The sequence below is a fragment of the Nocardia sp. CY15 genome (assembly GCF_009829295.1).
In the GTDB taxonomy this organism is placed as follows: domain Bacteria; phylum Actinomycetota; class Actinomycetes; order Mycobacteriales; family Mycobacteriaceae; genus Nocardia; species Nocardia sputi.
In genome coordinates this window covers 133549-152990 of record NZ_VUOT01000008.1, presented here as the reverse complement: position 1 = coordinate 152990, position 19442 = coordinate 133549, and the positions used below count along the sequence as shown (strand labels likewise).

Below are 19442 nucleotides of genomic sequence, written 5' to 3'. Positions count from 1 at the left end.
GGCCCACACCGGCCGCGCCCGGATCAGTCCGGGAGTTCGGAGAAGCGCAGGTGGTTGCCCCACGGGTCGCGGAATCCGCAGTCGCGCACCCCGTACGGCTGCGAGATCGGCTCCTGCGTCACCTCGACCCCGGCGTCGCGCAGCCGGGCGAAGGTCGCGTCCACGGCGTCGGTGGTGAAGATCAGCGTGCCCTGCGCGCCGTTGGCCAGCCGAGCCCGCGCCGCCGCACCGGCGGCCTCGTCCGGCACCATCTCCGGGGTCTCGAGAATGAACTCGATACCCGGCTGCTTCGCGGGGCCGACGGTCACCCAGCGCCCACCGGCGAACGGCATGTCCGCGCGCACCTCGAGTCCGATGACGTCGCGGTAGAACTCCAGGGCCTTGTCCTGGTCACCGACCAGCACGCCGATGTGGGTGAGGGCGAGGTCCGCGCCGTTGCTCACGATGATGCTCCTTGTCGTCGTTCGGGAGGGGCAACAGTACAGACGCCGGACGCGCGGCGAATTCATCGGTGACGACCTTCGGATTTTCGGCCGGTGCCGCAGTGCACCCTCGTTCGAGCGACCCATCTGGCACCGGCCGGAAACTTCGTACCGCCGACAAGCCCCGATGCGTGGCGATCAGCCCATGTCTCACGCGGTGAGCTGATCCGGGCGGTGCAGCAGTACCTGCTCCAGCAGCGAAACCAACACCTCTTTGACCGAATCGCGAGACCTGGCATCGCACTCGAGAACCGGAATCCAGTTCTCCAGCTCCAGCGCTTCGCGAACCTCGCCGAGGTCGAAGTGGGCGCTGCCGTCGAAGCGGTTGACCGCGACGACGAAGGGCGTGCCGCGCTCCTCGAAATAGTCCAGCACCGGGTAACAGTCGTCGACGCGGCTGGTGTCCACCACGATCACCGCACCGAGCGCACCGTCGACCAGGTCGTCCCACAGGAAGACGAAGCGGTCCTGGCCCGGCGTGCCGAACAGGTACAGGATCAGCGAACTGTCCAGAGTGATGCGGCCGAAGTCGAGGGCGACCGTGGTATGCGTCTTGTCCGCACGGTGTCCTGGGTCGTCCACGCCGACGGCCATTTCGGTCATCGCCGCCTCGGTCACCAGCGGCTCGATTTCGGAGATGGCTCCGATGAACGTCGTCTTTCCGACGCCGAACCCGCCGCTGATCACGATTTTCACCGAGGACGGCATGGTCGGCGTTCGCATGTCAGAGTGCCCGGACAAGATCCCTGATCCTCTCGATGGCAGCGGCGGTGAGCTGGTCGGCGGCGCGTACGGTCACGTGTCCGGCGGCGGCCAGGTCACTGACGACGACCTTGGCCACCCCGATCGGAACCCGCAGCGCGGTGCCGATTTCGGCGATGGAGTGCGGCTGCTGGCACAGCCGGACCAGGGTGTGCTGCTCGAAGCGCAGCGGAGCGGACAGCGCGGCGGGCTCGGCCCGCACCAACGTCTCGATGCGCAGCCCCTCCAGCAGTGGCGTGGTGCGTCCGGCGGTGACCACGAAGGGACGCACGAATCGCTCGTCGGCGGTGGATTCCCGTCTCATCGCCGCAGCGTCTCGCGGAGTTCGGCGATGAGCGCTGGATCCAGCAGCGCGCCGGCGCGCTCGGCGAGCACCGCCATCTCGTACCCCACCAGACCGACGTCACAACCGCTGTCGGCGATCACGCCGAGGCAGCTGCCGTCGCCCAGGGCGGAGACGAGCAGGAAGCCGCGCTTCATCTCGATCATGATCAGCTTCAGCCCGTCGAAGGCGTAACTGCGCGAGGCGCTTCGGGCGAGCCCGACCAGCCCGGACACCATGGCGGCGAGCCGGTCGGCGGAGATGCGGTCCAGGCCGTCGGACATGGCGATGAGCAGGCCGTCCGAGGAGACCGCGACCGCCTCGCGTACACCGTCGGTCTCCCGGACGAAGTTGGCCAGCATCCAATTGAATGTGTGCGGGTCGGCGCTCGGTATGTGGGTGGTCACCGGATCTCCTCTGCCATGGTGGCGGCGGGCTGGAATTCGTGCGCCGTATCGGCGGCGCGGATGACGTCGTCGTGCGGGGTGGCGGCGTGCCTTCCGGGCGCGCCACGCTGATAGCCCGATCGGAAGGCGGACAGCATGCCGCGGATCTCCTCGGGTGAGCGCTCGACCGCGGGTGCGGGCTCCGATCGCGGCACCGTGCCGGGCCGTGGACCGGTAGCGGCAGCGCGGGCCTTTTTGTTGCGTTTGACCAAGCCGTTCTTGGTGTGCCGCAGCACGGATTCGGAACCCGCTGCCGGGCTGCTCGAGTCGAGGGCCGCGACGCACGGCGCAGCCGCCGGTTCCGTTCGCGGTGCGACGAGCTGGGTCTGCGCCGACGACCCGGCGTTCGTCCTGGATCGAGCCGGTGCGCGAGCCACGGTCGCTTCGGCAACGGACGGACGCGGTCTCGGCGAACTCGAACCGATCGGGAGCGCAGCGACGCGTGGCGCGGGCTCGCTCGGGTCGTCGCGCTGTACCTGTCCGGTTTCGAGCATGGCCGACGGCAGCGTCAGACGCGCGACGATGCCGCTCACCGGCGAGGCGCTCAGGTCGACCTCGATGCCGAGCCGCTCGGCGAGCCTGCCGACGACGTAGTGGCCCAGATGGCGGGTCGGCGCGACCACGAAATCCTGTTCGCTGCGCAGTCGTGCGTTGGCCTGTGCCAAGTGCTCGGCGGGCATGCCGACGCCGTGGTCGACCACCGCGAGCAGATATCCGTTCGGCCCGGCGCGCCCGTAGATCTCGACCTCGAGATCCGGTGGGGAAAAGGCGAGTCCGTTCTCGATCAGCTCCGCGAGCATGTGTGCCAGCTCGCTGGCCGCCGCGCCCGTGACGAGCACCTCGTCCATCCGGCGCAGCACCACTCTGCGGTAGTCGTCCACCTCGGACAGGCCCGCGCGGATGACGTCGCTGAGCGGGATGGGTTCGGCCCAGCGGCGCGGGCTGGCCTCGCCGACCAGCACGAGCAGACTCTCGGCGTTGCGGCGCAGTCGGGTGGCGAGATGGTCGAGTTCGAACAGGTTCGACAGCGCCTTGGGATCGAGCTCCTCCCGCTCGAATTCGCTGATCAGACCGAGCTGGCGGCGCACGAGATTCTGGCTGCGGCGGGCCAGGCCGACCATCGACTCCGTGGTGTTGCGGCGCACCAGCGCCTGCTCCGACGCGAGGTCGAAGGCGGTGGACTGCACCCGATCCAAAGCTCCTGCCACGGCGGCGATCTCGACGCTCGCACCCGCCGGTGTCCGCACCGGTGCGGGTGGGTCCGGCGGGCGGGTGTCGTGGCCGGTGCGCCAGGCCGCGATCACGTCGGGCAGCCGCCGGCTCGATACGTCGTCGGCGTCCGCGGCCAGCATGGCCAAAGGCCGGACGATGGCGCGCACCGCGGAGACGACCAGCGCCACTTCCACCGCGATCGCCGCCAGCGCGGCGAGCACGAACGCGCCCAGGATCGAGGCGGCGTTGCGGCGCAACACCTCCGCGCGCGAGCCGATGTCGGCGCCGACCGCCTGCTGCACGGTGCGCTGCTCATCGATGACCCCGGTCATCCCGGCCCACCAGGTGATCGGGTCGACCGGACGCACCAGCGGTCCGGCGCTCGAGGCGATCGCGATGTTCTCCGACTCCGCGGTCCGGACCGCGCTGTCGCTGTCCAGCACGGCGTCCAACCGCGCCTGCTGAGCCGCGGTGGCATAGCGGGCGAACGCGGCCAGAGCGGCCAGCTTGGCCGCCCGGATGTCGAGGAACTGCACGTACTCACCCGGCCCGAAAGCGCCGGCGGCGAAGACGCCGTTCAGGAAGCCGCGTTCCCGCGCCGTCTGCTCCTTGGCTTCGCCCAGCGCGTACAACGCTTGCAGACCGTGCCGGACCGCCGGATCGGCGGCCTGGTCCAGACCGAGGGACAAGTGGTTCAGCGCGTCGATGGCGTCGGTGTAGTACTGGAAGGCCGCGTGACGGGCCGTTCGCCGCTCATCGATCCGGGCGCGGGTCGCGTCCAGGTCGGTCAGCGGCCGGGCGGCCGCGCGCACCGGTTCCGCGCCGGGCGGGTTGTCCGTCATCGCACGCCGCAGCTCGCGCAGCGCACGGTCGACCGCGCCGCGCTGGTCGGCGACGGGCTGGAGCAATCGCCCGTCGCCGCCGAGCAGTCCGTTGGTCAGGCCGCGCTCGCGCTGCGTCTCGTGCACCAGTTTCTGCACCGCCAGCGCCAGCGATACCGCAGCCGCCGTGTCCCGGCTCCCGCGGTACGCGTCGACCTCCCGCGCGACCATCGCGCCCAGCAGCGTGAGCACCAGTACCAAAGGGACGACGAGGATTCGAGCCAACTGTCCGCGAATGGTGCGGGGGCGGACGATTCCGCTGCCCGCCCCCTGCCATCGGCCGGGCGTGGATAACCGTGTGCCGCCGGATAATTCCGGTCGTCGACGTGACCGCACCACCCTCTGCTCCTCCGATCGGCCGCCGTGACCGCTGCACGACGAGGACACGGAAATCAGGGGCAAACTTTCACAGGGCCTTCCCGGTGTCAACGCGAAATTCGGGCAAACCGGACACTGTGCGGACTTCTAAACACACTGGCAACGAGGGATTACCGGGCGCGACGAATCCGGCCTCCACCCGGAGGGGGTAGACGCCGAGTCAGGCTGCCTGTTACCCGCGTTCGCCCGCCCCGAAACCCCTCGGCGCGATTCTGATACAGTCCGGCGCGATACATCGGAGGGCAAGAGGGCTGGATGGCGCACCGAATTACGTTGATTCCCTTGGCAATAGCACTTGCGTTCGGATCTGCCGCCTGCGGCGACGAGTCCGGCGGGTCACCGGCGACGACCACCACGCAGGCCGCTGGCACGGCCACCCAGTTGTTCGATCCCTGCACGGGCATCCCCGACACCGCGCTGACGAGCGCCGGACTCGATCCGGCGAGCAAGCAGGTCGGCGTCGGCGGGGCGAAGCAGCCCGGCTGGGAGATCTGCGGATGGAAGGGCGCGGACTTCACCCTCGGGGTGTTCTCCAACAGCGCGTCCGTGGCCGAGTTCGAGCGGAAACCGGGCAATGTCGACTTCCAGGAAGTCACCATCGCCGGACGACCCGGACGCCAGTTCCGAGTCGACGACGCCGCCAGAGACCAGATGTGCGATGTGCTGTTCCCCGCTCGCCAGGGATTGCTGCAACTGACACTGGTCAACAAGTCCGCGGACCAGAATCCCTGCGATCGCCTGGCGAGCATCGGCGAAGCGATCGTCCCCGCACTGCCGAGGTAGCGCAGCGCGCCGCTGGAGATCAGACAGAGCCCAGGATGCCGAGCACCTCGTCGGAGCTGTAGAAGGGAGCCAGGCGCTCACGGATCAGCCCGGCGAGGACGCCATCCCGCTTCGCGCCCTCGATGACCGCCGGTCCGTAGCGCAGGATCTCTGCGACGATGTCGTCACCGGTGAGCCCGAGTTCGGGCAGCATGGCCGCCAGGGTGTAATCGCCGTACTTGGTGAAGAACACCTCCACGCACTCGTCCAGGAGCAGGCCGAAGTACTCCTTCTCGCGGGTGGTGACGGCGATCTCGTAGCACAGCAGCACGAGTTCGTTGAGGTCCTTCTGGGTCAGGTACCGGCGCAGCCCGCTGACCGGTTCGTCGGCGTGCAGGTCCCAGAACTCCATCGCGGCGTCGTGCACCGGCGCGTCGCGCAGCATCTCGCGGATGGCGTTGTTGGTGCGCTTGAGCGCGAACAGCGCGCCCTTGCCCGCCAGATCGCCGACGAACGTGCTGTCGGCGGCGACCTTCTTGGCGCGATTGGCCGCGGACTGGCCGAGCGACATCAGCGAGGAGACGCCCGGGATCTTCTCGGCACGCTCCCGATTGGCCTGCATGAAATCGTTGATGAGCTTGTCGACGAACTTCGACGCGACCGTGGCCACCAGCGGGCTCTCGGTGAGCCGGTCCAGAATGCGCTCCTGCGCCTGATGCATGCCGAAGATCTTCTCCAGCAGCGCCTCGACCGGCTCGCGGTCGACCACCTCGCCGAGCGTGTAGTCGTGGTTGGCGGCGATATGGTCGTAGATGGAGTCGGCGAACACACCGACCATGTCCGCGATCACCGGACTCCCGCCGATCAGCTCGACGATGGTGCGGACGGTCTGCTTGGCCTGGCCGATCTCGACGACGTCCCGGAAGACGAGTGTGTCGGCGACCGCGAGCACGGCCTCGGTGTCGCGTGCGACCACCTCCGCGAAGCGCTCACCGGTCACTTCCGCGAGCAAGAATTCCACCTGGGCGTCCAGTAGCCGTTCGGCGATCTCACGCGGCTCGCTCATCGAATTCCACCCATCACAGTCGTCGTCCGGCACGGCCGGCCCGGATCACGGCTGCTGTGGGTCGGCGTCGTCGCCGTGCACCGACTTCCGTATCCGGTCCAAGCGCTCGCGCGCGGCCTTCTCGCGTGCCTGCCATTGTTCGTCCACACTGCGGCCCGCGGGAGTCTGCCGGTCGAGTTCACCCATCCCCTGCGCGGTGCCATAGCGCTGCTCGACCTTATCGCGAACTGACTCGAAGGTAGGAACGCCGGTGGCCGAATACCCGCCGCTCGTGGCGGGCGGCGGCGTACCGGGCAGCGGTACCGGTACCGCTGGTACCGCGGAAGGGCCGCCGACCTGGCCGGATACCTCCGGCAGCGACCCAGGAGCCGGGGCGGTTCCGGCTGGGGTGGTAGGAGTCACATCCGAGGCGGCTCCTACCTCACCGGTCTCCACCAACCCGACCAGCGCCGCGTGAACCGCACCGAACCCCGGGCGCCCGGCCGTCGCGACCAGCAGCACACCTGCCAGTTCCCTGTCGGGCAGCCCGGCCAACCGGCTAGCGATATCGCTGTTGTCACTCATACCGCCAGGCTACGCAGCCGGGACCGGACCACGCGCCGTTCACGACCGCACGAGCGCGCCCGCCCAATCGCGCACGAGGTCGTACCACATCGAACCGCCGACGAGGATCAGGTCGTTGTGCCCCGCGCCGGGAAAGACGACCAGCCGCTTCGGCTGCGGCGCCGCGGCGTAGAGCCGTTGCGCGTGCCGCAGCGGCAGCAATTCGTCCTGGTCGCCGTGCATGATCAGGACCGGAGCGCGCAGCGAGCGAATACGGCGTTCGTTCGGATAGGCGTTCGGGACCAGCGGTGCCGGCAGGAAGGGATACACCGAGCGAGCCGCGTCGCGAAGACCGCTGAAGGTGGACATCAGCATCACCCCGGCCGGCGGATGGTGCTGCGCCAGCTCGAGCACGACGCCACCCCCGAGGGACTTGCCCAGATACAGCACGCGGCTCGGATCGACGCCCGGTTGCGCCAGCAGCGCCCGGCGCGCGGCATGTGCGTCCAGGTAGGTGCCGTGCTCGGTCGGTTTCCCGGTGCTGCGTCCGTACCCGCGGTAGTCGAAGGCCAGCACGTCGAACCCGGCCTCGGTGAGCAAGGCGAAGATCGGCACCCGGTCACCGATGTTGCCCGCGTTGCCGTGCGCGAACAGGATGTGTCCGGCCGAATGCCGGGCGGGCATCCACCAGCCGTGCACGGTTTCCCCGTCCGAAGTCGGCATGGACAGCTCGGTGTAGTCCATGCCGAGCAGCGCCGGGGTCTGCAGCACCATCCGCTCCGGCAGGTAGGTCAGCGCGTTCAGGATCGGACGAGCCGGATGTCGCATGTCCACGTTCTTACTCCTGCGGAAGCGGGGCGGCATCAGGCGGGTGGTGGGAGAACCAGCCGGGCGAGAAGACCGTGCGGGTCACACCTGCCGCACGGTCTCGTCGGTCGGGAAAGCAGGCGGTCAGCCGCGCAGCACCGCACCGACGGCCTGGGCCGCCGCCGCGACCGCCGCGTCCCGCGCCGCACTCGCCTCGTCTTCGGTGAGGGTCCGGTCGGGGGCCCGGAAACGCAGGGCGTAGGTGAGCGACTTACGTCCCTCGCCCGCCTGAGCGCCCTCGTACACGTCGAACAGCGCGATGTCCTCCAGCAACTCGCCACCGCCGGTGCGCAGCGCGGCTTGGACGGACGCGGCCGGAATCGACTTCTCGACGCTCACCGAGACGTCCTGGAGCACCGCAGGGAACGGCGACACCGTCGGAACCGGCCGAGTTTCCCGCAGCGGCAACGCGTCGAGGTCGAGCTCGACGGCGCAGGTGCGCGGCGGCAGACCGGAACGTTCCAGCACGGCTGGGTGCAGTTCACCCGCGTGGCCGACGACAGTTCCGTCGACCACCAGCTCGGCGCAGCGTCCGGGGTGCCAGGGCAGATGAGCCGCCGGACGGCGCTCGATCGTCACACCCGCCGCGTCGCCGACGGCGTCGGCCAGGGCGAAGGCGTCGGCGGCCTCCACCGGACGGCCCGGCCCCCACGGCCCGCGCGGCTCGCGGCGACCGGTCAGGACGGCGGCCACGTGCACCGGCTGCTCGGGCAGCGATTCGACCAACTCGGCGATCTCGTCGTCGGTGGGGCGGCGGTCCACCGGCAGCGGTTCGACCGCCTTGGTCTTCGCTCCGGGCAGCACGACTTGCGCGATGCCGTAGATGGCCAGATCACGCGCGCCCCGCGAGATGTTGCGGGCGGCCACCTCGAACAGGCCGGGCAGCAGCGTGGTGGCCAATTCGGAACGCTCCACGTCGAGTGGGTTCAGCACCTTGGTGGTGGCGCGACGCGGGTCGTCGGCATCCAGGCCCCAGATGTCGAACACCCCGGCGGGCAGGAACGCCGGCGGCGGAACCTCCACGGCGCCGGCGAACGCCAGCGCACGGCTAACGGCGCGGCGGCGGCGCTGGGCCGGGGTGAGCCCGCGCCCGGCCGGTGCGGCGGGCAGCACGGAGGGGATCTGCTCGAGCCCCTCCAAGCGCAGCACCTCCTCCACCAGGTCGGCGGGCTGGGCCAGATCGGGCCGCCAGCTCGGCGGCGTCACGACCAGCTGACCGTGTCCGCTGTCGCTGACGCCGACCTCGACAACGCAGCCGATCTGCGCGAGGCGGCGCGCCGAGGTCCCGGTGGGGTAGATGACGCCAGCGACGCGGTCGGCCAAGTCGATGTCGATGCGGATGGGCTCGCGAGCCGCCACCGGCACCCGGACGTCGGTCAGCACGGGTTCGACGGTGCCACCGGCGATTTCGGCGAGCAGGGTGGCGGCCCGATCGAGCGCGGCGACGTTGATCTCCGGATCGACGACCCGCTCGTAGCGCTTACCGGCCTCGGACACCAGCTTGTGCCTGCGCGCGGTCCGGTAGATCAGCAGCGGATTCCAGGTGGCCGCTTCGAGCAGGATGTCGGTGCTCTCCGCACCGACCTCGGTGCTCGCCCCGCCCATCACACCGGCAAGCGAGATGACGCCGGAATCGTCGGCGATCACCACGTCCTCGGCGTCGAGCGCCCGCTCCACGTCGTCCAAGGTCCGCAACTTCTCGCCCTGGTTCGCGGTGCGGACCACCAACCCGCCGGACAACTTGTCCGCGTCGAAAGCGTGTAGCGGCTGCCCGAGTTCCAGCATGACGTAGTTGGTGACGTCCACCGCGGGCGAGATCGGGCGCACGCCCGACAGCAACAGCCTGCGCTGCAACCACCAGGGGCTGACCGCCTTCGGGTCGACGCCGGTGACCCGGCGCGCCGCGAAACGGGTGCACCGGGAGTCCGGCTCGACCTGGATCGACCAGGCTTGCTGCTCGTGGTCGGGCAGGGTCCGCACCGCCGGGTCGGCGTACTCGAGATCGAAACCGCACGCCAGTTCGCGCGCCAAGCCGCGCACCGAGAAGCAGTAACCGCGGTCGGGGGTGATGTTCAGCTCGATGACGGTGTCGTCCAGACCGAGCAGTGCGTTGGCGTCGGTGCCCGGCTCGGCGGTGCCCGGTTCCAGCACCAATATGCCGGAATGGTCTTTGCCGATGCCGAGTTCGGCGACCGAGCAGATCATCCCGTTGGAGACGTGGCCGTAGGTCTTGCGCGAGGTGATCTGGAATCCGCCGGGCAGTACGCCGCCGGGCAGCACCACGACCACGAGGTCACCGACCTCGAAATTACTCGCGCCGCAGATGATCTCCTGCAGTTCGGGCTTGCCGATGTCCACCTTGCAGAAGCGGATCGGCTTTTTGAACTCGGTCAGCTCGGTGATCTCGGCGACCCGGCCGACCACCAGCGGCGCCTCGCCGCCCTCCGGGCCCGCGACCCGCTGGAGCTTGTCGACCTCTTCGACTTCGAGCCCGACCCGGACGAATCCCGCGTCGAGCTCCTCCGGCGTCACCGACCACTCCGGGGTGGTGCGCTGGATGATGTCGGTCAGCCAGGACTGCGCTACTCGCACTTGACGTTTCGCTCTCTCGATCGAAGGGTGAGGTCAGGACCGGATGCCGAAGGGCAGCGTGAAACGCACGTCGCCTTCGACGATGTCGCGCATGTCCGGGATGCCGTTGCGGAACTGCAGCGTCCGCTCCAGGCCCATGCCGAACGCGAACCCGCTGTACACCTCGGGATCGATCCCGCTGGCGATCAGCACCTTCGGGTTCACCATGCCGCAGCCGCCCCATTCGACCCATCCCGCGCCGCCCTTCTTGTCGGGGAACCACACGTCGACCTCGGCGGAGGGCTCGGTGAACGGAAAGTAGTTGGGGCGCATGCGGGTGCGGGTCTGCGGCCCGAACAATGCCCTCGCGAACGCGTCCAGCGTGCCGCGCAGATGCGCCATGGTCAGGCCCTTGTCCACCGCCAAGCCCTCGACCTGTGAGAACACCGGGGTGTGCGTGGCGTCCAGCTCGTCGGTGCGGAAGGTGCGGCCCGGGCAGACCACATAGATCGGCACGTCCCGCTCCAGCATCGAGCGCACCTGCACCGGAGAGGTGTGCGTGCGCAGCACCTGACGCGAGCCCTCCGGCGCGATGTGGAAGGTGTCCTGCATGGTGCGGGCGGGATGGTCGGGCAGGAAGTTCAGCGCGTCGAAGTTGAAGTGCTCGGTCTCCACCTCGGGGCCTTCGGCGACCTCCCAGCCCATCGCGACGAACACGTCGGCGATCTGCTCGGAGATGACCGTGATCGGGTGCCGGGCGCCGACGGCCGTGCGGCGGGCGGGCAGCGTCACGTCGATGGTCTCGGCGACCAGTACGGCGGCATCGCGCTCGGCCAGCAACGTGGCGCGGCGGGCCTCGAACGCCTCCGACACCCTGGCCCTGGCGACGTTGACCCGTTTGCCCGCGTCGGCCTTCTCCGTCTTGGGCAGGCTGCCCAACGCACGCTGCGCCAGGGCCAGCGGCGCCTTGCCGCCGAGGTGCTCGGTTTTCGCGACCGCGAGCGCATCCAGGTCGGCGGCAGCGGCGAACGCCTTCTCGGCGGCCGCCGCGGCCGCGGCCAGTGCCTCCTCGGTCAGCGCTGCGCTCTGCTCGACTGCCTCGATGTCGTCGGCCACGATGCTCCGTCTCTCCCCTCGGGATCGGTCCGCGGGCACGGCTGATCGCCATCCCGCATTGCTGCTGGTCGAATCGTATTCGATACCTCGGTGGCGATTCACGCGGATTACCCGCTAACGCGGACCGAGCGGTCTGTTCAGTCTGTGCCGATCTGCCCATCCGCGGCCTGCGGGCACCAGCGCGCGGGCGGATCGGCGAGGTCGCCGGTTGCGCGTTGCGACCGAGGTCTCGGCACCCGGACCGCAGGTGGGCTGCATGGTCCGGATCGCCGATGCGCCCGCCGGGTGCACAGCGCACCCCTAGCCCAACCCGCGGTCTCGAGCGCAGCGAGACCGACCATTGTCCGCTCGCGGCCCGGCTCGCGTCCGAGTGGCCGCCGCGTACATGACGAAGGAGCAAGCGGCGGCCGCTCGGACACGAGCCACAAGGGAGCCGCCAACACGTCGCGCCGCAGGTGGCAGATCAAACACAGTAGCGGACGCGCGAGTTCGCGTAGAGGCAGATCGCGGCGGCCGTCGCCAGATTCAGGCTCTCGGCGCGGCCGCGGATCGGAATGCGGATGCGGTGGTCGGCGCGCCGGGCGACGGCCGGGTCCAACCCGTGCGCCTCGTTGCCGAACAACCAGGCCACCGGGCCGGTGAACAACTCGTCCGCGTCGTCGAGATCGACCTCGCCGTTCGCCGCGGTCGCCAGGATGGTGATGCCCGCCGCGGCGATCGCATCCAGCGTCTCGCCGACATCGCGGTGCCGTGCGATCGGCACGTGGAAGATGCTGCCCGCGCTGGCGCGCACGCACTTGCCGTTGTGCGGATCGACGGTGTCGCCCGCCAGCACCACGCCGTCGGCGCCCACGGCATCGGCGACCCGCACGAGCGTGCCCGCGTTCCCCGGCTCGGCCATCTCGACCGGAACGGCCAGCATTCGCGGCGCCGAGTCGAGGATTCGGGAAAGGGGCACGTCGAGCAGATCGCAGACCGCCACCAATCCCGGCGCCGTCACCGTTTCACCGAGATGCTGCGCCGCTCGATCGCTGACCAGCGTGGTGCGCACGCCCGTCGCGGCCGCCTCCGCGATCAGCGCGTGGTCGCGTTCGGCGGCGGCTTTCGAATAGAACAGTTCGTGGACGCGCGCGGTCTCCAGCGCTGCCGCGACGGCGTTGGCGCCTTCGGCGAGGAATCGTCCCGCTTTCCGACGCTGTGCGCCGCGCTGCAGCTTGACAGCGGAAACGACCCGTGGATTGCGCTCGCTGAGCGCTTCCACGGGTCGTTCCGAGAGTTGTCCGTGTGCCAACGGATGCGGCTCAGGCAGCCGGCGCGTTGACGTCCTGCGGCAGGGCGGCCTTCGCGACCGCGACGAGCCCGGCGAACGCCTCGGCGTCCGACACCGCGAGCTCGGCGAGGATCTTGCGGTCCACCTCCACACCGGCGGCCTTCAGGCCCTGGATGAAGCGGTTGTAGGTGATGTCGTTGATCCGCGCGGCGGCGTTGATGCGCGCGATCCACAGCTTGCGGAAGTCACCCTTGCGCGCCCGGCGGTCCCGGTAGGCGTAGGTGAGCGAGTGCAGCTGCTGCTCCTTGGCCTTGCGGTACAGCCGCGAGCGCTGGCCGCGGTAGCCCTTGGAGGCCTCGAGGATGGAACGGCGCTTCTTCTGAGCGTTGACGGCCCTTTTGACGCGTGCCACTGGTCAGTCCTGTTCGATCTGGGGGCGCGGGGCAGCGCCCGGAAATGGGTCGGGGTGGCGACGGGGTTGCTCCGGTCGCGGTGTGCTTGTCGGTCCGCGCCGGGCGCGATCAGATACCGAGAAGCTTCTTCACGCGACGGACGTCGGCGGGGGCCACTACTTCCACGCCGTCCAGACGACGAGTCCGGCGGGTGGGCTTGTGCTCGAACAGGTGGCGACGGTTCGCCTGCTGGCGAAGCAGCTTGCCTTTGCCGGACACCTTGAATCGCTTCGAGGCGCCGCTGTGCGTCTTCATCTTCGGCATGGATTCCTCTATCTGTCGTCCCGGCGGCCGGGGCGGGTCGCCGGTGTTCTGATCGGTGTTACTGCGGGCCGGCCGTCTCGGCCTGCTCCGCAGCGGGCTGACCGGCCGGGGCGGCACTGGGCGCCGGGCGCGGACCCGACTCCTGCTGCGCCTTCACCCGGGTCTTCGCACCTTTGTGGGGGGCGAGGACCATGGTCATGTTGCGACCGTCCTGCTTGGCCGAGGTTTCCACGAAACCCAGTTCGGCGACGTCGGATGCCAGCCGCTGCAGCAGCCGGAAGCCGAGTTCGGGCCGGGACTGCTCGCGTCCCCGGAACATGATCGTGACCTTGACCTTGGACCCGGCCTCGAGGAAGCGAACGACATTGCGCTTCTTGGTCTCGTAGTCGTGGTCGTCGATCTTCGGGCGGAGCTTCTGCTCCTTGATCACCGTCTGCTGCTGGTTCTTCCGAGACTCGCGCGCCTTCTGCGCCGTCTCGTACTTGAACTTGCCGTAGTCCATGATCTTGCAGACCGGCGGACGGGCATCGGGTGCCACCTCGACCAGATCGAGGTCGGCTTCGAGGGCGACGCGTAGTGCATCTTCAACACGCACGATCCCAACCTGCTCGCCGCCAGGTCCGATGAGCCGGACCTCGGGAACTCGGATGCGATCGTTGATGCGGGTCTCAGTGCTGATGGGGCCTCCTAGGTCAAGCGGTGTCGTCGGACGACCGCGCGCAATAACTGCAACCCCTGTTCAACACGAAGGCCCCGGTGCGGTATTCCGCACGAGGCCCGATGTCGACCGATCGCCGACCACGAGCGAACTCGCGTCGACCCTCGTGATTCGGGTTCTCCATGAGAACTCCGGCACGAGAAACCCGCCCTCTCGGGCGGATGACCGGACCGCTGGACCGTACGATGACTCGTCGGCAACGGTGGGAGTCGGGCTCCACTTATCAGCCCCGAGGCAAGCCCGGGGCGGTCGTCGGCGGAAAGTCTAACATTCCGTTCGGCTATCGCCGAATCGGGTCGAAAATGCCTTGCCCGGCCCGCACCCGCGTGCCACCCTCCCCCGGTGCTCACATCACGCCGTGACCTGCTTCGATGGCAATTCGACCTGACCTGGTCGCTCGCCGGGATCCATTTCGACGCGCTGCGGCCCGAGGATTTCCTCTGGGAACCCGCCGAACTCACCTGGACGGTACGCCCCGGCGCCGACGGCGTGTGGCGGCCGGACTGGGCCGACAGCGAACCCGACCCCGTGCCCGTCCCGACGATCGGGTGGCTCACCTGGCACATCGGCTGGTGGTGGGGCACGGCCATCGACCACGTCGAGGGTCTCACCCCGCCCGCGCGGGAGGACGTGCACTGGCCCGGCGACGGCGCCGCGGCCATCGCCTGCCTGCGTGATCTGCACACCGAGTGGGTGCGCGTGCTCGGCGGGTTCACCGAGGCCGACCTGGACCGCCCGTCCGCCTACCCCTGGCCCGCCGACGCCGGGCTGAGCATCGCGCACCTGGCGGCCTGGGTGAACGCGGAGTTGATGAAGAACGTCACGGAGATCGGCCACCTCCGGATGCTTCGCGCGGCGTCGCTAGCCTGAAGGCATGACTGACGAGCTCGACGCCTCCGTACGCGAACTGGCCGATATCCCCGCGGTCGAGGTGATCAGCCGCGCCGCCGTGATGCTGATGAGCTCGGCGGCGGAGAAGCTCGGGTTGGCCGACGAGGACCCGGACAACAGCCCGCGCCGTGACCTGGACGAGGCGCGCCGCGTGATCACCGCGCTGGCCGGACTCGTCACCGCGTCGGTGGAGTACCTCGGCCCGCACGCCGGACCGATCCGCGAGGGGTTGCAGTCACTGCAACGCGCCTTCCGCGAGTCCTCCGCGCATCCCGACGAGCCGGGTAAAGGTCCGGGCGAGAAGTACACCGGCCCGGTCTACTGACGAAGACGTCCTCGGGGCACCAGCCCACCGATACTTCCGAGCGCGGCCGGAATTGTGAACGAAACACATATGGCGACAACGATGGTTAGGAAATTTCCCAACGATTAGGGCACAGTGAGCCCATGGCTACTCGGATTCTTCTCGCTCCCGGATTCTGGCTCGGTGCATGGGCGTGGGACGAGGTCGCACCCGATCTGCGCCGGCGTGGCAACGAAGTACAGGCGCTCACATTGCCGGGCCTGGATGCCGCGGACTCCGATCGGTTGTCGGCCACCCTGGAGTCCCAGGCACAGGCCATCATAGACGCGGTGCCCGCGGGCGAGACCGTCGTGCTCGTCGCGCACTCCGGCGGCGCGGCGCCCGCCTATCTCGCCATCGACCGCGCCCCCGAGTTGTTCCGGCGGGCGATCTACGTCGACAGCGCGCCGCTGCCGAACGGCTTCGTCATCAACTCCGCGCTGGACGTCGCCGCGCGCGAATGGGTTCTGCCGGAATGGTCCGAACTGGAGGCCGAGGGCAGCAGCTTGACGGGCCTGGACGAAGCCGCGCTGGCGCGCTTCCGCGAACGCGCCGTGTCGGAGCCGGTATCCGTCGCGGCCGCACCGCTGCGGTTGAGCGATTCGGCCGCGCGGCTCGCGGTCCCGACCACCGTGATCTGCAGCAGCATGACCGCCGAGATGGTCGAGAAGCTGCGAGACAACGGCGAAGCCCCCATTTTCGCCGAACTGGCCCGAATCGACGCCGAGTACGTCGACCTGCCGACGGGCCACTGGCCGATGTGGTCCAAGCCGAAGGAACTCGCCGAACTGATCCACACCATCGCCAACCGCTGACGACGAAAACGGCGCGGCTCCGGACGAATCCGGACCGCGCCGCACGGACGACAGGTCAGCCGACCGCCGCGGTCTTCTTCACCGCCCGCCTGGTGGCCTTCGCCGCCGCCTTCTTCGCCGGAGCCTTCTTCTCGGCGTTCCGCGGCGCGGGGGACGGATTCAGGACCTCTTTCAGGAACTGGCCGGTGTAACTGTCCGCGACGGCCGCGATCTCCTCCGGGGTGCCCTGCGCGACCACGGTGCCGCCGCCGGAGCCGCCTTCGGGCCCCATGTCGATAACCCAGTCGGAAGTCTTGACGACGTCCAGGTTGTGCTCGATGACGATCACGGTGTTGCCCTTGTCCACCAAGCCGTTGATGACGTTGAGCAGCTTGCGGATGTCCTCGAAGTGCAGACCGGTGGTCGGCTCGTCGAGGATGTACACGGTGCGGCCGGTGGACCGCTTCTGCAGCTCGGCGGCGAGCTTCACCCGCTGGGCCTCGCCACCGGAGAGGGTCGGAGCGCTCTGGCCGAGACGCACATAGCCGAGCCCGACGTCCACCAAGGTCTTGAGGTAGCGGTGGATCGAGGTGACCGGCTCGAAGAATTCGGCGGCCTCCTCGATGGACATGTCCAGCACCTCGGCGATGGTCTTGCCCTTGTAGTGCACCTCGAGGGTTTCCCGGTTGTAGCGGGCGCCGTGGCAGACCTCGCACGGAACGTAGACATCCGGCAGGAAGTTCATCTCGATCTTCAGCGTGCCGTCACCGGAGCAGGCTTCGCAGCGACCGCCCTTGACGTTGAACGAGAACCGGCCCGGCTGGTACCCGCGCACCTTGGCCTCGGTGGTGGCCGCGAACAACGTGCGGATCTTGTCGAAGACGCCGGTGTAGGTCGCCGGATTCGATCGCGGGGTACGGCCGATGGGCGACTGGTCCACCTGCACCAGCTTGTCCAGGTGGTCGAGCCCGTTGACCCGGGTGTGCCTGCCGGGCACCTGCCGCGCGCCGTTGAGCCGGTTCGCCAGCACCGTCGCGAGGATGTCGTTCACCAGAGTCGACTTGCCCGACCCGGAGACGCCCGTCACGGCGGTGAGCACCCCGAGCGGGAAGGCCACATCGACGCCCTTGAGGTTGTGCTCGCTGGCCCCGACGACGGTGAGTTGCCGCTTCTTGCTGACCGGACGGCGCACCAGCGGCACGTCGATCCGCTCCCGGCCCGACAGATACGCCCCGGTGAGCGAGTTGGGGTCGGTGAGCAGTTCTTCGTAGGGCCCGCTGTGCACCACGGTGCCGCCGTGCTCGCCGGCGAACGGGCCGATGTCGACCACCCAGTCCGAAGCACGGATGGTGTCCTCGTCGTGCTCGACCACGATCAACGTGTTGCCGAGATTGCGTAGCCGGGTGAGGGTTTCGATGAGCCTGCGATTGTCCCGCTGGTGCAGGCCGATGGACGGCTCGTCGAGCACGTAGAGCACGCCGACCAGGCCGGAGCCGATCTGGGTGGCGAGCCGGATCCGCTGCGCCTCGCCGCCGGAGAGCGTGGCGGCCGCGCGGGACAGCGTCAGGTACTCGAGGCCGACGTCCAACAGGAAGCCCAGCCGCGCCTGCACCTCCTTGAGCACCTGCCCGGCGATGGCGGCCTCGCGCTCGCCCAAGGTCAGCGAATTGAGGAACGCGGAGCACTCGCCGATGGACAGATCGCTGACGTCGGCGATGGACTTCTTGTCGCCGTTCGCGGCGATGGTGACGGCGAGGATCTCCGGGCGCAGCCGAGCGCCGTTGCACACCGGGCACGGTATGTCGCGCATGTACCCGTCGTAGTGCTCTTTCATCTGCTCGGACTCGGTGTTCTCCATGCGCCGCTGCAGGAACGGCATCACGCCCTCGAAGTCCGCGTAGTACGACCGCTTGCGCCCGTAGCGGTTGGTGTAGGACACGTGCACCTGGTCGGCGCTGCCTTCCAGCACCGCCTTGCGCGCCTTCGGCGGCAGATCCTGCCACGGGGTGTCCATGGAGAAACCGATCGCATCGGCGAGACCGGACAGCAGCCTGGTGAAGTACTCGGCGGTCTGGCCACGCGACCACGGCGCGATGGCGCCGTCGTTCAGGCTCAGCGCCGGATCGGGCACCACCAGTTCCGGGTCGACCTCCTTGCGGATGCCCAGGCCGGTGCAGTCCGGGCAGGCGCCGTAGGGCGAGTTGAACGAGAACGAACGCGGCTCGAGGTCCTCGATATCCAGTGGATGGCCGTTCGGGCAGGCGAGACGCTCGGAGAAGCGGCGCTCCCGGTCGTGCGCGTGCTCGTCGCGATCCACGAAGTCGAGCACCACGATGCCGTCGGCCAGCCGCAGCGCGGTCTCGATCGAATCGGTCAGGCGCTGCTTGGAATTCGGCTTCACCGCCAGCCGGTCGACCACGACCTCGACGTCGTGCTTCTCCTGCTTCTTCAGCTTCGGCGGATCGGTGAGCGGATACACCACGCCGTCGACCCGCACGCGGGAGTAACCCTGCGTGTTCAGCTGGTCGAACAGGTCGACGAACTCGCCCTTGCGGGTGCGCACGACCGGGGCAAGCACCTGGAAGCGGATGCCCTCCTCCATGGCCAGCACCTGGTCCACGATCTGCTGCGGCGTCTGCTTGGCGATCAGCTCGCCGCACACGGGGCAGTGCGGCGTGCCCGCCCGCGCGTACAGCAGCCGCAGGTAGTCGTAGACCTCGGTGATGGTGCCCACGGTCGAGCGTGGATTGCGGTTGGTCGACTTCTGGTCGATGGACACCGCGGGCGACAGACCTTCGATGAAGTCGACGTCGGGCTTGTCCATCTGGCCGAGGAACTGCCGCGCGTACGCCGAGAGCGACTCGACATAGCGCCGCTGCCCCTCCGCGAAGATCGTGTCGAAGGCCAGACTCGACTTGCCGGAGCCGGACAGACCGGTGAACACGATGAGGCTGTCGCGGGGCAGGTCGAGATCGACACCTTTGAGGTTGTGCTCCCGAGCTCCGCGCACAGTGAGGCGTTCCGCCACAGGTCGTCCCTTCTCCTTCGTGTTCGACGTCCGGACATACCCCCGGCCGCCATGCTAGGCATGAGCACCGACAAGTTTCGCGGACCGCCCGTCACCTCGACGAATGGCGGGAACCCGGCGGCCGGACGTTACGTGATCGAGCCGGGAAACAGGCCAGGACGCCTCCGTAGCATCGCCCTCCCGGCATCCCTGGTCAACAGTGCGACTGCGCTCGCCATTCCCCCGGCCACCCGCCGTCACGGTGCCGCGCCCGCACTTCCGGGGAATTCGCAGA

19 protein-coding genes are annotated in these 19442 nt (G+C 69.0%); 4 read left to right on the top strand and 15 right to left on the bottom strand.

Annotated elements, in window-relative coordinates; translation table 11 throughout:
• Window positions 1-23: 23 nt before the first annotated feature.
• From GVY39_RS12900 to GVY39_RS12880, 5 genes are all read right to left on the bottom strand, one after another.
• Complete coding sequence (locus tag GVY39_RS12900; RefSeq protein ID WP_201295215.1) at window positions 24-443, bottom strand: VOC family protein; 420 nt, start codon at window positions 441-443, stop codon at window positions 24-26.
• A gap of 189 nt (window positions 444-632) precedes the next feature.
• The gene (locus tag GVY39_RS12895) at window positions 633-1205 is read right to left on the bottom strand and encodes an ATP/GTP-binding protein (RefSeq protein WP_321209885.1); all 573 of its coding nucleotides are present in this window, start codon (window positions 1203-1205) and stop codon (window positions 633-635) included.
• Window position 1206: 1 nt separating this feature from the next.
• The gene (locus tag GVY39_RS12890) at window positions 1207-1548 is read right to left on the bottom strand and encodes a DUF742 domain-containing protein (protein ID WP_159923911.1); all 342 of its coding nucleotides are present in this window, start codon (window positions 1546-1548) and stop codon (window positions 1207-1209) included.
• Entirely contained in the window at window positions 1545-1928 is a 384-nt protein-coding gene (locus GVY39_RS12885) for a roadblock/LC7 domain-containing protein (RefSeq protein ID WP_159924052.1), read from the bottom strand. The genes GVY39_RS12890 and GVY39_RS12885 overlap by 4 nt, the downstream gene beginning before the upstream one ends.
• A 41-nt stretch (window positions 1929-1969) precedes the next feature.
• Window positions 1970-4330, bottom strand: coding sequence for a nitrate- and nitrite sensing domain-containing protein (locus tag GVY39_RS12880; protein ID WP_236565428.1), 2361 nt, complete (start codon window positions 4328-4330; stop codon window positions 1970-1972).
• A gap of 435 nt (window positions 4331-4765) precedes the next feature.
• Here GVY39_RS12880 and GVY39_RS12875 point away from each other — a divergent pair, with 435 nt between their 5' ends.
• Window positions 4766-5266 (top strand): DUF3558 domain-containing protein, encoded by a 501-nt coding sequence (locus tag GVY39_RS12875; protein WP_159923909.1) that lies wholly within the window; start codon window positions 4766-4768, stop codon window positions 5264-5266.
• Between the two features lie 19 nt (window positions 5267-5285).
• Here GVY39_RS12875 and GVY39_RS12870 read toward each other — a convergent pair whose 3' ends face one another.
• The 9 genes from GVY39_RS12870 to infC form a co-directional block, all read right to left on the bottom strand.
• Window positions 5286-6311, bottom strand: coding sequence for a hypothetical protein (locus GVY39_RS12870; RefSeq protein WP_159923907.1), 1026 nt, complete (start codon window positions 6309-6311; stop codon window positions 5286-5288).
• Between the two features lie 45 nt (window positions 6312-6356).
• A complete protein-coding gene (locus tag GVY39_RS33885) occupies window positions 6357-6875 on the bottom strand; it encodes a PspA/IM30 family protein (protein WP_195071654.1) in 519 nt (172 codons plus the stop codon).
• Between the two features lie 39 nt (window positions 6876-6914).
• Window positions 6915-7682: an alpha/beta hydrolase gene (locus GVY39_RS12860; RefSeq protein ID WP_159924046.1), complete on the bottom strand. Its 768-nt coding sequence runs from the start codon at window positions 7680-7682 to the stop codon at window positions 6915-6917.
• A gap of 123 nt (window positions 7683-7805) precedes the next feature.
• On the bottom strand, window positions 7806-10313 hold the full coding sequence (gene pheT, locus GVY39_RS12855) for a phenylalanine--tRNA ligase subunit beta (RefSeq protein WP_159923905.1): 2508 nt from the start codon (window positions 10311-10313) through the stop codon (window positions 7806-7808).
• A gap of 33 nt (window positions 10314-10346) precedes the next feature.
• Window positions 10347-11408: a phenylalanine--tRNA ligase subunit alpha gene (gene pheS / locus GVY39_RS12850; protein ID WP_159923903.1), complete on the bottom strand. Its 1062-nt coding sequence runs from the start codon at window positions 11406-11408 to the stop codon at window positions 10347-10349.
• Window positions 11409-11871: 463 nt separating this feature from the next.
• Window positions 11872-12669: an RNA methyltransferase gene (locus tag GVY39_RS12845; protein ID WP_159923901.1), complete on the bottom strand. Its 798-nt coding sequence runs from the start codon at window positions 12667-12669 to the stop codon at window positions 11872-11874.
• A 40-nt stretch (window positions 12670-12709) separates the two neighbouring features.
• A complete protein-coding gene (gene rplT, locus GVY39_RS12840; RefSeq protein ID WP_039797323.1) occupies window positions 12710-13090 on the bottom strand; it encodes a 50S ribosomal protein L20 in 381 nt (126 codons plus the stop codon).
• A 109-nt stretch (window positions 13091-13199) separates the two neighbouring features.
• Window positions 13200-13394 carry a 50S ribosomal protein L35 gene (gene rpmI / locus GVY39_RS12835; RefSeq protein ID WP_043689645.1) on the bottom strand — a complete coding sequence of 65 codons (195 nt, stop codon included), beginning with the start codon at window positions 13392-13394 and terminating at the stop codon, window positions 13200-13202.
• A 58-nt stretch (window positions 13395-13452) separates the two neighbouring features.
• Window positions 13453-14118 carry a translation initiation factor IF-3 gene (infC, locus tag GVY39_RS12830; RefSeq protein ID WP_159924044.1) on the bottom strand — a complete coding sequence of 222 codons (666 nt, stop codon included), beginning with the start codon at window positions 14116-14118 and terminating at the stop codon, window positions 13453-13455.
• A gap of 336 nt (window positions 14119-14454) precedes the next feature.
• Between infC and GVY39_RS12825 the strand changes: the two genes are divergently transcribed.
• The 3 genes from GVY39_RS12825 (at window position 14455) to GVY39_RS12815 (ending at window position 16161) form a co-directional block, all read left to right on the top strand.
• Window positions 14455-14982, top strand: coding sequence for a DinB family protein (locus GVY39_RS12825; protein ID WP_159923899.1), 528 nt, complete (start codon window positions 14455-14457; stop codon window positions 14980-14982).
• 4 nt (window positions 14983-14986) lie between these two features.
• The gene (locus GVY39_RS12820) at window positions 14987-15328 is read left to right on the top strand and encodes a DUF1844 domain-containing protein (protein ID WP_159923897.1); all 342 of its coding nucleotides are present in this window, start codon (window positions 14987-14989) and stop codon (window positions 15326-15328) included.
• A 122-nt stretch (window positions 15329-15450) separates the two neighbouring features.
• Entirely contained in the window at window positions 15451-16161 is a 711-nt protein-coding gene (locus GVY39_RS12815) for an alpha/beta fold hydrolase (protein ID WP_159923895.1), read from the top strand.
• Between the two features lie 55 nt (window positions 16162-16216).
• Here GVY39_RS12815 and uvrA read toward each other — a convergent pair whose 3' ends face one another.
• Window positions 16217-19168 (bottom strand): excinuclease ABC subunit UvrA, encoded by a 2952-nt coding sequence (gene uvrA / locus GVY39_RS12810; RefSeq protein WP_159923893.1) that lies wholly within the window; start codon window positions 19166-19168, stop codon window positions 16217-16219.
• Window positions 19169-19442 lie beyond the last annotated feature (274 nt).